Origin of the sequence: Psychrobacter sp. YGAH215 (assembly GCF_007280595.1) — a bacterium.
Classification (GTDB): Bacteria; Pseudomonadota; Gammaproteobacteria; order Pseudomonadales; family Moraxellaceae; genus Psychrobacter; species Psychrobacter faecalis.
On sequence record NZ_VKLR01000018.1, the window covers coordinates 1 to 12,622 of the forward strand.

At 41.8% G+C, this 12,622-nt stretch carries 9 protein-coding genes; 6 read left to right on the top strand and 3 right to left on the bottom strand.

Going from position 1 to position 12,622, the window contains the following annotated elements; all coding sequences use genetic code 11:
* Window positions 1-606: 606 nt before the first annotated feature.
* The 3 genes from FOR85_RS08560 to FOR85_RS08570 all read left to right on the top strand — a co-directional run bounded on the left by FOR85_RS08560 (window position 607) and on the right by FOR85_RS08570 (window position 3,437).
* Entirely contained in the window at window positions 607-1,077 is a 471-nt protein-coding gene (locus FOR85_RS08560) for a glycine zipper domain-containing protein (protein WP_223808586.1), read from the top strand.
* Window positions 1,078-1,480: 403 nt separating this feature from the next.
* Window positions 1,481-2,509 (top strand): endonuclease/exonuclease/phosphatase family protein, encoded by a 1,029-nt coding sequence (locus FOR85_RS08565; RefSeq protein WP_144297582.1) that lies wholly within the window; start codon window positions 1,481-1,483, stop codon window positions 2,507-2,509.
* A 235-nt stretch (window positions 2,510-2,744) separates the two neighbouring features.
* Complete coding sequence (locus tag FOR85_RS08570) at window positions 2,745-3,437, top strand: TetR/AcrR family transcriptional regulator (RefSeq protein ID WP_144297639.1); 693 nt, start codon at window positions 2,745-2,747, stop codon at window positions 3,435-3,437.
* Window positions 3,438-3,549: 112 nt separating this feature from the next.
* Here the strand turns inward: FOR85_RS08570 and FOR85_RS08575 are convergent, their stop codons facing one another.
* On the bottom strand, window positions 3,550-4,344 hold the full coding sequence (locus FOR85_RS08575; RefSeq protein WP_144297583.1) for a hypothetical protein: 795 nt from the start codon (window positions 4,342-4,344) through the stop codon (window positions 3,550-3,552).
* 41 nt (window positions 4,345-4,385) lie between these two features.
* The gene (locus tag FOR85_RS08580; protein ID WP_223808581.1) at window positions 4,386-4,757 is read right to left on the bottom strand and encodes a hypothetical protein; all 372 of its coding nucleotides are present in this window, start codon (window positions 4,755-4,757) and stop codon (window positions 4,386-4,388) included.
* 796 nt (window positions 4,758-5,553) lie between these two features.
* On the opposite strand from FOR85_RS08580, the gene aceE reads away from it, so the two are divergent.
* Window positions 5,554-8,367: a pyruvate dehydrogenase (acetyl-transferring), homodimeric type gene (gene aceE, locus FOR85_RS08585; RefSeq protein ID WP_144297584.1), complete on the top strand. Its 2,814-nt coding sequence runs from the start codon at window positions 5,554-5,556 to the stop codon at window positions 8,365-8,367.
* Window positions 8,368-8,405: 38 nt separating this feature from the next.
* Window positions 8,406-10,175, top strand: a complete 1,770-nt coding sequence (locus FOR85_RS08590) for a 2-oxo acid dehydrogenase subunit E2 (protein ID WP_144297585.1) — start codon at window positions 8,406-8,408, stop codon at window positions 10,173-10,175.
* A 158-nt stretch (window positions 10,176-10,333) separates the two neighbouring features.
* On the opposite strand, the gene FOR85_RS08595 is transcribed toward FOR85_RS08590, so the two are convergent.
* Entirely contained in the window at window positions 10,334-10,960 is a 627-nt protein-coding gene (locus FOR85_RS08595) for an OmpW family protein (protein ID WP_144297586.1), read from the bottom strand.
* 674 nt (window positions 10,961-11,634) lie between these two features.
* Here FOR85_RS08595 and FOR85_RS08600 point away from each other — a divergent pair.
* Window positions 11,635-12,615 carry an ion transporter gene (locus tag FOR85_RS08600; RefSeq protein ID WP_144297587.1) on the top strand — a complete coding sequence of 327 codons (981 nt, stop codon included), beginning with the start codon at window positions 11,635-11,637 and terminating at the stop codon, window positions 12,613-12,615.
* Window positions 12,616-12,622 lie beyond the last annotated feature (7 nt).

A 12,622-nucleotide genomic window follows, 5' to 3' on the forward strand; every position in this document is an offset into this window, starting at 1 on the left:
ACTTTAAGGTGTTTGATTTGGTATTCTTCTATGTCAATTATGGCTATGTCTGATGCCAGCATACTTTTTAGAACACCACCGAAAAATTAAGGCATTAGTGAATAGACGCTTATAAATTACTCAAAATACTCTGCTGCCCTACAAAATAGTGATAAAGATACAGGCTGTAACGCAAGGCAATCGTAATTTGGACATAGTTTACATAATCTGTGTATCGGTCATTATCCATAGGTTCCTATACTTTAGATGAATCAAGCAATACTGCTGATTTATAAGAGGTAATTTTTAGCAATTATTTTTATTGGTTAATTCTAATATTGCATAGTTTGTTAAATTTAACGCTTTATAAATGAGTGAACAATAAATCTAATATATAACAAATAATTTAAGGATAATATTATGAATAACGATGGACGTATTACCGACCCTAATAACCGCGTAGTGAATGATTATGTTGAAGTGGGCGACAGAGAACGTATTATCGATGATAACGATCGCCGCTTAGCAGGCACTGACCGTGATATTAATGGCAATAGAGTTGTCGGTCATGAAAACGACAATATCATCAACGACCACGATGCCATCGACCGTACTGCCGTTAAGCACATGTCAAAAGAAAGCAGAGAAGATTTAAACGCTGATCCAATTACAGGTGAGCCAGGTTCACATCCAATTGGTACTGGTATTGGTGGTGTTGGCGGGGCAGCAGCAGGCGCGGCAATTGGTACAATGGCAGGCCCATTAGGTACTTTAATTGGCGGAGCTATTGGTGCTATCGTTGGTGGCGGCGTAGGTCATGCAGCAGCAGAAGCGATTGATCCTACTCGTGAAGAAGCTTACTGGCGCGCAGAACATGCCAATGCCGATTATTACCGTGAAGGTCACGACTTTGACCGCGATTTACACCCAGCGTATGCAGTAGGTTATGCAAATCGTGCTCGTTATCCAGCTGGTGCTCGTTTTGAAGACCATGAATCAGACTTAGAGCGCTCATGGCATGAAGTGAGAGGTGAGTCGCGCCTAGAGTGGAATGAAGCACGCCGTGCCTCACGTGACGCATGGAACCGTATATCGTAATAAAGCGATGAGTTCATAGATACTGGCTATAAGTCAGGTTAGCCTTAAAAAATGAAGGATAAGTTACGTTTTGTTGAACTGCTTTTTGCTAAACATATAAGTTAAGTTTAACTAATGAGGTATTTAATATAAGTCAGCAAAGAATAAGAAAACTTACTCCTTCATTACTAGAGTTAGTTTGATTGTAGAACTGGCTCTGCTAACTCATAAATATAGTCAGTTCTATGTTATTTTAAAGCTTCCAAAGATGTCTTTGGAAGCTTTTTTAATGTATATTGTTATATATGAATATATGGTAGTAAAAGGTGATTCTAGAAAATAGTCATTATTAAACAAAGACAATCATCAAAAACAGTTACTCGTAAAAAAGACAATTATCAAAAATAATAATAATAGGTAATTCATGGTTAATAACGCTGAAGACAATAGCCCTAAGCAGTTTTATATAGCAACGGCCAATTTACTTAATTTTGCTAACCCTAATCGAATTTATTATGAAAACGCGCCGGCTTATAGCGATAACGAATACCAGCATAAGCTGCGCGGCATTACTGACTTACTGGCAAAGGCACATGCCGATATTATTGCTGTGCAAGAAGTATGGGACAGTCATGCGCTTGAAGCATTGGCAGTAGGGTTAGGATTCAAACCTGAGCATGTGGTTATTCCGCTGGCAAGTAATGATAAGGCCAGTCCTTATACCCAAGGCAAAGGCGCGCAACAGACGCCAGCTGTCGGAATTATTACGCGTTTTGAGCAGTTAGAAAGCACTTTGTTAGAACAGATAGAGCCAAAAGCGGTCATCGATATTCCTGATATCGGTCTTTATCAGCGCTTTAATCGTCCGCCGCTTGTATTACGAGTCAATGCCTTTGGACAACCGATTACGATTGTCACCGCGCATTTAAAAAGCAAACGGGCTTTTTTCCTACGCGATGAAAATGGTCAGTTACTAGAGGATATGGACGATCCAAATATTCGCGTCCGTGCCAAGCTGCGTAGTTTGTGTATGCGCGCCGCAGAAGCTGCCTCTATTCGTATGTCCATTATTGAGCGCCTGCATCATACGCGTGAGCCACTGATTTTATTAGGCGATATGAACGATGTCACTGGTAGCGTGACCACCCAACTGATGAGCGAGACAGGCGAAGTTAATTATGATAAAAGTATGCGCGATGTTGCGTTATTTGACGCCGCTCGTATTCAAGCACGTTATGGCTGGATGAAAGATGTTGCTTATACGCATATTTATCAAGGTATGCCTGAAGTAATTGACCAGCTGTTTGTCTCAGAAGAGTTTTTACCTGATAGTAAGTTTTCGCTTGGTCAGGTTGAACGAGTTGACTATTTTAATGACCATTTAAAGTGGGACTATGCCGATAGAGTCATCGATCATGGTATTATAAGAGCGAAAATTAAACTTCACAATTAACCCTGTTTACTTAGTAATTAGTGAGTTGTTTTTTAACCTATTCATGTCCCTTGCTTGATAGTTTACAAGCTTTTATCATGCTGCTTCATTTTAGTATAGTAGCGGTGCTATTGGCCCAAATTACCGGTTGATAGAAAATAGTCCTTCGATTTAGGACAAGTACTATCTGATGAAGACTATATAAAGTTAGGGCGTAACCTTAATAAAGTTAGGGCGTAACCTTAAGAGATTTATGATGATTGAAAATAAAGAAGACAAGATTGAAGATGTACTGGTAGATTCTGAGCTGGCGAAAAAGCTAGTGCCAAATAAATTCAAATTTACCAGTCAACAAGGCCGCGCACGCCGTCAAAAACTATTGATGGGCGCGAAAAAATTGAGTGAAACTCAAGCAATTAACGACATCACTTTGGCAGCTGTCTGCGAAGAAGCGGGTATTCCAAGAGCTTCTGCTTATCATTTCTTCCCTAATATCGAAGCGATATTTTTAGCACTGCGTTTTTTAAATGCCATCGATATTTTAGAAGTGCTGACAACGGTTGAAACGGTTGATTATGACAGATGGCAAGCGTACTTGACCGCGTTGATTGAGCGCTGTGTACAAATATTTGATGAGGATCAAACCAAAGCCAAATTAATTTATGACACCAATACGCCTGATTTTGAAGGGGACAGCTATGGTGAGCATATGGACAATCAAGTGGTGCAATTGGTCTATAAGCGCTTATCAGAGCGTTATGAGATGCCAAAATTCGAAGATATTCAAGATGTATTATTGATTACCTTTAGCATTATTAATGCCATCTTTACAGTTTCTTATCGCCGTCATCAAAGCATTACTGATAAGTATTTGCAAGAAGCCAATACGGCGTCTATCGCTTATCTGCGTTGCTATTTGCCAGAAAAATTACCGCGTAAAAACCGTTAATCTTTATTGAGTTAGACAAGAGTTTTGAGCCAAATGACGAATATAAAAAAGCCGACATCAAGTCGGCTTTTTTTTACGCGTCTTTATGAGGGTTTATTAATCGTTTAGTCTTTTAATAGGGTGCTTGATTTTTATTGATTGTCGGTAATATCTGACCATTGCAAGTATTATCGCTTGAATCTAAAGGAGCGTATTCTTCATAATAGCGCACGATAAGCGCTTCTAAAGCGACGTTCGCTTTTGAATCATGAGTATTTACAAAAGCCTCGCGCGCTTGCTCAAGCCAGCGGTCTGCCATCCGAAAGTGACTGTTTGATGATTTCGCGCCCCGCTCACACTGGTCGGTAGCTGCCCATATTAATGACACTTCGCTAAAGGCGATTTCGCGTGGCGCGCTATCGATACCGCCACTATCTTTAAGAGCGTTTAACGTTGCCCATAAATCAGGTCGCATGAGCGCAGAAGTAGACGGAATGTCTTCAATAAGTGCAAGCTCTTCAACCTTATCATTTTTTAACGCTTGCAAGATATTTTCTGCCGTTTGGGCAGCTTCCACACCAACGTCTGAGCGACTATTCATACTGTCTTTATGATTTGCATAGTTTAGCCAAGCTTGGGCTTTGTAAGCAAAGTATTGTTGCCGCGCGCTCATGTTTTTTTGTTGATAAGTTTGTAATTCGTTCAGCATGCAATCCATAGCACGCTGCTGTACGCTTTGTGATTTAGAAGGTGCTAGAGTTTTAGTATCGTTGCTGCTGCGACAGTAATCTGCTGTCTTTAATGTATTCTCTTTTGGCGTAAGACTTGTAGTTGATACACAAGAAACCGCTGACAATAGTAACGCAGCTGATAAGACAGTATATAAAGGTTTTTTATAGCCAGTGGCTTGAATGCTAGTGCGAGGCATAAGAACAACCTTATAGTAAGGTAATAAGTATTTCGAGAAAACTAATTTACCGTGGTATTTAAAGATACATTGGCAGATTTTCTTGCAGGTAAAAGTTTGATATTCCAACGGATATAGCGATATTCAGAAAGCGGCGTATTAGTCATTTTTCCAGCTACTTGACGCACTAAGGGTATATCAGCAAAGTTTTTTCCATCGGTACTAGCTTGAGCGCTAGCAGGATGTGCTTCACCAGTAAATGTCATACTTGAAGGAATTGGTAGAGTAATAATTAAGTCATTGATATCTTTGGCTAAAGTATTAGTATAAATGACTTTATACTGGATAATAGTGCCTACTGGAGCAGTTCTGACAGGTATATAAACTACTTTGCCTTGCTTATCACTCACTACTTTATTAGTTGTCAGTTCCATTTTTACTCCATTATTAGCATATCCCAGAGTTAATGAAAGCATAAATAATAAAACTGTTGACAAAATAACCTTTAAAAATCTAAGGCAATTCATAGTATATTTCTTCCTCAATTCTCATATCGCTATCTACTTGCTGACTGTATCAATGTTAAATGAGATATCACCTTCATTATTTAGAGATAATAAGGTAATTATAAGGAAGATGCTATTTAATTATAGGGGTGGTGAATATTTGCTAATCTGTGCAGTTATAAATATGTACGCTTTTGTTTTTATAGCTCTCTACTAGATTATAAATATTTTTTACCAATTCTCTTATAGCAGCTCTAAAAACGGACGAAAGGCAGTTTTAGTATGACCAAACACATCAAAATGCTAAATTTAAGTAATGGCTCCGTAAAATAAAACGACTAAACAATATTCTGAAGTATCACAAAAAAATATCCACTATTTATTTCAAAAATACTTGTCATATTGGCATTTCTTCATAGCTATAAACAAATCCACAATAAGTACCTATAATAGAGTGTCATTATCATTTGATAGTGAGAATCGCGTAGCGGATATCGTTTAATTTTACTACGATGTTTATTTGCTCCTATGCTACTCTACAGTGATACGATTTATTTAGAATTCTCTGTCATCACCACAAAATACAATTCAATGCTTAGATGCAGCAAGGACGTTATAAGGAAAGCATCAAGTAAAGTGATTGCTCATTAAAATACGTAACACACTCTGATTTAATAACACCCTGTCATCATGCAGGACTGACTGATAAAAAGGATTAATAAAGATGAACTATTATAAGGATGCTGATAGCACCGAAACCCAAGAATGGCTGGAAGCCTTTGAGTCGGTTATCAAACATGCCGATAAGGATCGAGCGCAGTTTTTATTAAAAGCGTTATACAACATGGCGGTACAAGAAGGACTGCCATTTAACCGTCTCGATACCGCTTATATCAATACCATCGCAGTCGAGGACGAGCCAATGTACCCAGGTGACTTGACGATTGAACGTAAAATTCGTGCTTTGATTCGCTACAACGCCTTAGCTATGGTCATGCGCGCCAATAAAAACGATGATGATTTAGGCGGTCACTTAGCAACTTTTGCTTCAAGTGCGACCCTTTATGAAACCGGATTTAACCATTTCTTTCGTGCGGCAAGCGATCATTTCGGCGGTGATATGATTTATTATCAAGGTCACTCAGCGCCCGGTATTTATGCGCGCTCTTATTTAGAAGGTCGTTTAGATGAAGAGCAATTAGATAATTTTCGCCGTGAAGTGGGCGGCAAGGGTCTGTCAAGCTATCCGCACCCATATTTGATGCCAGATTATTGGCAGTTCCCAACCGTGTCGATGGGTTTGGGCCCAATTATGTCCATTTATCATGCGCACGTGCATCGTTATATGGAAAACCGCGGCTTGCTAGAAAAAGAAGATCGCAAGATTTGGACCTTCTTAGGTGATGGCGAAACCGATGAGCCAGAAAGCTTGGGTGCCATTTCGCTTGCTGGTCGTGAGAAGTTGGACAATTTAATTTGGGTCGTCAACTGTAACTTACAGCGTCTCGATGGTCCTGTGCGTGGTAACGGCAAGATTATTCAGGAGCTTGAGTCGGTATTCCGCGGTGCAGGCTGGCGCGTGATTAAGGTGATTTGGGGCGGTCAGTGGGACACCTTGTTAGATAAAGATACCACCGGCGTGCTTAAATATCGCATGGAAGAAGCGGTCGACGGCGAATATCAGTTGTATGAAGCGCGTACGCCTGAATTTACCCGTAAAGAGTTTTTTGGTAAATATCCTGAGTTAGAAGAGATGGCGAACGAGCTGTCTGACCATGACATTTCGCGCCTAAACCGCGGTGGTCATGATCCGATGAAGGTCTATGCTGCTTTTAGTGAAGCGATGAAAACCAAAGGCCAACCGACGGTTGTGTTAGTAAAAACGGTTAAAGGTTATGGTCTGTCAAATCAAGCACAAGCAGTCAATAAGACGCATCAAATCAAAAAACTCGATCATGAAGCTTTGATGTACTTCCGTGACCGTTTTGACTTGCCATTTACTGATGAAGAGTTAGAGACGCTACCGTTTTATCGTCCAAAAGAAGACTCGCTGGAGATGAAATATCTAAAAGGTCGCCGTGAAGCCTTAGGTGGTCATCTGCCCAATCGCCGTAGTGGTCATATCCCATTAAATATTCCAGAGTTGTCTATTTTTGATCGCGTGCTAAAAGGCAGTAATGGTAAAGAGCAATCGACTACCATGGTGTTTGTGCGCTTGCTAGCAGCGATGTTAAAAAATAAAGACATCCAAGATCGCGTCGTGCCTATTGTTCCTGATGAAGCGCGCACCTTTGGTCTAGAAGGTATGTTCCGCCAATTGGGCATTTATTCAGCTTCTGGACAAAAATATACGCCAGAAGACAGTGAAGCTTTGATGGGCTATAAAGAAGCCATCGATGGTCACATGTTAGAAGAAGGCATTAACGAAGCGGGCGCAATGAGTACATGGATTGCTCTGGCAACCAGTTATTCTGTCAACGCCTTGCCGATGATTCCACTGTATATTTATTACTCTATGTTTGGCTTCCAGCGTGTTGGCGACTTGGCATGGGCAGCAGGTGACTGTCAGGCACAAGGTTTCTTACTTGGCGCAACGGCTGGCCGTACCACGCTAAACGGCGAAGGGTTGCAGCATCAAGACGGTCATTCACAAATTTTATTTAACGTCGTACCGAACTGCGTGACTTATGATCCTTGCTTCGGTTATGAGCTGGCAGTGATTATGCATGATGGGCTACGCCGCATGTATGGTGAGGGCGAGCGCGTTTATTATTACTTAACCTTGATGAATGAAAACTACGAACAACCTGCCATGCCAGAAGGCGTGGAAGAAGGCATCAAGCGTGGTATGTATTTGCTAGAAGACAATGGCTCAAGCCAAGTTCAGCTATTAGGTTCAGGCGTTATTTTACGTGAAGTGCAAAAAGCGGCGAAAATACTAAAAGAGGAGTTTAATATCTCATCTAACGTCTGGAGCGTGACCAGCTTTAATGAGCTAACCCGCGATGGTATGGCTTGTGATGATTATAACCGCCTGCATCCAATGGATGAAGAAGTGGTGCCATGGGTGACCGAACAGCTTGCCCCGCACGAAGGTATCGTCGTCGCAGCGACCGATTATATGCGCAATTATCCAGAACAAATCCGCGCGTGGTTACCTGACAATCGCCCTTATACGACTTTAGGTACTGATGGCTATGGTCGCTCAGACACTCGTGAGCAATTACGTAGCTTCTTCCATGTCGATGCCGCGCACATTGTGGTTGCGACACTTAAGCGCTTAGCTGATGAAGGTGAAGTTGAGATGCGTCTGGTAAAAGATGCGATTTCAAGCTTTGGTATCGAAGCGGATCAACCGCCTGCATGGCAACAACAGCCTCATTATGATCATTTCCCAGATGCCCCAGGCCCTGACAATGTACATCCGAACCCTGTGCCAGAGTTTGTCAGTGAAGATGATGACGAAATAAGCAGCGAAGGCCGCGCAGAAGATCCAGCCGATGCTGCTTTACTCAATGATGACGACGTCAAAGAATAGCCGAAAGACAAGGCAATATAATATAAGGAGAATTACGGATGGACATTAAAGCCCCCGATTTGGGTGTTGATAGCGCCGAAGTCAGTGAGATTATGGTCGAAGTTGGCGACGTTATTGCAAAAGATGACAATATTATCTTATTAGAATCTGATAAAGCCTCAGTAGAAGTACCAAGCTCGGCTGCCGGTAAAGTGACTAAAATAAGCGTAGCAGTCGGCGATCAAGTCAGCGAAGGCATGGTGCTCATTGAGCTTGAAAGCGATACTGATGCTAACAATGAAAACGACAGTGACAGCCAAAGCACTAACGCTGATACACAAAACAAAACAGCCGCTGCTGCCGACAAACAAAGTGAAGCGCAGGATAATCAGCAAGCAGATACTAATCCAACTGAGGCAAACACTTCTCAACCAGCAAACCAAGCAGGCGAGCAAGCAGGAAAAGCAACCACGCATGCTTTGCCAGACCTAGGCGTTGATGAGGCGCAAGTTTCTGAGATTATGGTCAGTGTCGGTGATATGGTCACGGCGGATCAATCCATTTTGCTGATTGAATCTGATAAAGCGTCGGTCGAAGTGCCAGCACCAGAAGCAGGCAAGGTTGAAAAAATATTGGTGCAAGCGGGCGATATGGTCGCCAATGGTCAAGACTTTATCGTGATTATTGGTGAAGGTTCAGAGAGCGCCAGTAATAAAGCTAGTGAATCTAAGGCTGATACTTCTGAGGCACAAGCGTCCAAGCCAGCTGAAGCAGAAGATAAAAGCGCTGATTTAGGCCGAAAGGCGAGTAAGCAAACAACTGGTGAACCTAAACAAGCCGCTAAATCTACGACTAATACTAGCGCTGCAAATGCTAAGCTAACCGAATCGCAAGTCAACGAAAAAATGGTCGATATTTATGCTGGTCCTGCCGTGCGTAAACTTGCGCGTCAGCTAGGCGTTGATATTACTCAAGTGACGGGTTCGGCCCTTAATGATCGTATCTTAAAAGAAGATTTGTTTGCCCATGTAAAAGACAGCTTGAGCAAGCAAAAAACTGCGCCTGTGAGTGGTAATATGGCAAGCTCAAGCCTGCCAAGCTTACCTGATATGAGCAATACTGAGATATGGGGCGAGAGCGAAGTACAAGATTTAAGCCGCCTACAAAAAGTCTCGATACCGCAGCTCAATTACAATACTTTGCTGCCGCAAGTGACGCAGTTTGATTTGTCAGACATCACGGACACTGAAAAATTACGTGGTGAGCTTAAAGGTGCTATGAAAGCGGAAGGTATCGGCTTCACGATTTTAGCTTTTGTCGTTAAAGCAACTGCTTATGCATTAACCCAGCATCCACGCTTTAACAGTCATTTGAGTGACGATAATACCCAAATTATCTTACGTAAAAGCGTCAATATGGGCATTGCGGTCGCGATGGATGACGGCCTCATTGTACCTGTTATCAAAAATGTGCAAGATAAAGGGCTTAAGCAGATTGCCATTGAGATTGGTGAGCTTGCGGTTAAAGCGCGTGATAAGAAGCTCACGGCTAAAGAATTACAAGGCGCAAGCTTTACCATCTCTAGTCAAGGTAACTTAGGTGGTACCGCATTTACGCCACTGGTAAATTGGCCGCAAGTAGGAATATTAGGGGTATCAGAAGCCAGTATGCAGCCGCGTTGGAATGCTAGTAAGCAATCTTTCGAGCCGCGTCTGATGTTGCCGCTGTCATTGTCTTATGATCATCGGGTGATTAATGGCGCCGATGCTGCGGTATTTACCCGTTATATCGCAAGTTTGCTGGCAGATCCACGTCGCATTTTGCTCTAGGCTTGCTTATTCATTATAATTAGATATATTGTTAAAAGGACTGTCTGCGGATGGTCTTTTTTATATCTCATTTATAAATGAATAAAAGGTATATGCAGACACAAAGAAGCCAGCTATTAAGCTGGCTTCTTTTACTTATTTTATAGCAATGGACTATATTAGAACTGTTTTACGAAAGCAACGCCATATACCCACGGGCTGATATCGATCTCACCAGCATCTACACCATTCAACTTAGCATCAGTTTTGATGTCCATATAACGCGCATCAATACGGAAAGACTCAGTCGGCGCAAATGGGATATCTAGACCGATATGACCAGCAACACCAACGCTATCGTCAAGATCTAAATCAGCGCCATTAGAAACCTTTTCTTTAAAGAAGGTCGTGTAGTTTACACCAACACCAACAAAAGGCTTTACATTCATAGGCATGTTATAGCCGTCGAAATGGTATTGCAGTGAAAGAGTAGGTGGTAAATGCTGAGTTTTACCTGACAAAACAGGATTGCCAGCTGCATCATTTAGATCAAAATCATGATGAAATGGAATGGCTGCTAATAGTTCAACACCAACGTTGTTAGCGATAAAGTATTCACCACTGATGGTCGGGCGTACATCGCCATCAACATCAACAGATAGGCCGTTATTTAAAGTACCGTTATCACTTTTAGGGTCAACATAATGTGCGCCAGCAGCGATAGACCAAGTACCAGCAGGTACCGCAAAAGCAGTGGTCATAGTAAGGGCAGTTGCAGCAGCTAAAACTAGGGATTGTAGTTTCATCGTTAAGTTCCTCAACATAATAGATGTTATTGGTCAGTTTCTAATGAGGGATGGCATCAGTGACCATTAGATAACGTTAGAGTCAGGATATAACTCGTAACATTATTTCTCTATTATAGTACAAAAACCTCACGAGGAGTAAGATTTTAAACAGGAAGTTGGCTTAATTGTATTTTATGTTACAGTCGTGACGGATTTTATGGGTTAAATTACTCTTTCCATTTTTAAATGCTTGTCTTATGCTACATCTGCGTTTTTAAACATTAATATTAAACAATGACATGGATAGAAGGACAGATTGGATATTATGCTCGGTTATTGTAGTAACTCTCCGCTGCGCTGCGAAAATGCCCGCTCAATTAAGCTTTTAAACCAAATAGATGCCTGTTGTCCTAAATGTGGCTTGTTTTTATTACCAGCCCAAAACTTAAGCAATCAATTACGAGCGGATGAGCGTTTTTTACGTTTGGTCTTTTTTGTCACGGCGCTGCTATTGGTAATCACGACCTACATTTATTACATAAATTTTGTATAATCATAACGTCTGAAGCAAAAATTGCGATAAATTGTTTAAAAAACCCTCATTGAGTCTGCAAGCGCAACTGCCTTTTTGTTGATATCTCCCACCTGATTTTTAATAATATAAAACCGGTATGACACCACATAGGGACGGCATGCTATTCCAATCTATTCGGCGCTTGCGTCTTTTCGTCTATAATATTTTGCAAAACGATGAGCATGACACGCTCTTTAGTCGCTATGTCGATTACTTTCTCATTTTTTTGATTATGGCGAACGTCACGGCGGTTATCGCTGAGTCGGTTGACAACTGGTATTACCCGTATCAAGCGTATTTTACGTGGTTTGAAAACTTCTCTATCGTGATCTTTTCTATTGAGTATTTACTGAGGCTATGGAGTGTCGCTGAAGCCAAACCTGATAATACGACGTGGCGTCAGCGCTGGGATTGGCTAAAAAGTCCGTCGGCGTTGATTGATATCGTTGCCATTGCCCCCGCATTTTTGAATTTCTTTGTCAGTATCGATTTGCGCTTCTTACGTATTTTGCGCCTGTTTCGAATTTTGAAACTTACCCGCTATTTTGCCTCCCTGCGTATTTTATTGGTGGTTATCAGTAAGGAGAAAGGCTCGTTTCAAGCGGTCATTTTTATCTTAATTATTATGATTGTGACAGCGTCGAGTGGCATTTATTTGGTCGAAAACCACGCCCAGCCCGAGGAGTTTGAGTCGATACCCAAAGCTATGTGGTGGGCGGTGGTCACCCTGACGACGGTAGGTTACGGCGATGTCACACCTATCACCAATGCTGGTAAGATATTAGGTGCACTTATCACCATACTCGGCGTTGGTCTTGCGGCTTTGCCAGCGGGTATTTTGGCGACGGGTTTGGCAAATGAGCTGAGTCAGCGCCGAGAAGAGCTCGAGCAAGATTTTCGTGAGCAACTGGTCGATAGTAATTTTGATTTGGTGCAAAATCAGATGATGATTGAAAAGATTCGCCGCGAGCTTGGACTGGATAAGGAGCAAGCGCAAGAAATCGTACTGCAAGTACTGCGCGAAAAAGAGCTTGAGCGTCGAGAAAAGGAAGTGCGGCAAAAGAATTTTTGTCCGCATTGCGGTGAGCCGTTAGAATAAAGTAAGT

Bases quoted from the DNA above. Each gene is read 5' to 3' on its own strand.
- FOR85_RS08565 (WP_144297582.1), top strand. From the start codon at position 1,481: ATGGTTAATAACGCTGAAGACAATAGCCCTAAGCAGTTTTATATAGCA.
- FOR85_RS08580 (WP_223808581.1), bottom strand. From the start codon at position 4,757: ATGGAACTGACAACTAATAAAGTAGTGAGTGATAAGCAAGGCAAAGTA.
- FOR85_RS08595 (WP_144297586.1), bottom strand. From the start codon at position 10,960: ATGAAACTACAATCCCTAGTTTTAGCTGCTGCAACTGCCCTTACTATG.
- FOR85_RS08570 (WP_144297639.1), top strand. From the start codon at position 2,745: ATGATTGAAAATAAAGAAGACAAGATTGAAGATGTACTGGTAGATTCT.
- FOR85_RS08575 (WP_144297583.1), bottom strand. From the start codon at position 4,344: ATGCCTCGCACTAGCATTCAAGCCACTGGCTATAAAAAACCTTTATAT.
- aceE (WP_144297584.1), top strand. From the start codon at position 5,554: ATGAACTATTATAAGGATGCTGATAGCACCGAAACCCAAGAATGGCTG.
- FOR85_RS08560 (WP_223808586.1), top strand. From the start codon at position 607: ATGTCAAAAGAAAGCAGAGAAGATTTAAACGCTGATCCAATTACAGGT.
- FOR85_RS08590 (WP_144297585.1), top strand. From the start codon at position 8,406: ATGGACATTAAAGCCCCCGATTTGGGTGTTGATAGCGCCGAAGTCAGT.
- FOR85_RS08600 (WP_144297587.1), top strand. From the start codon at position 11,635: ATGCTATTCCAATCTATTCGGCGCTTGCGTCTTTTCGTCTATAATATT.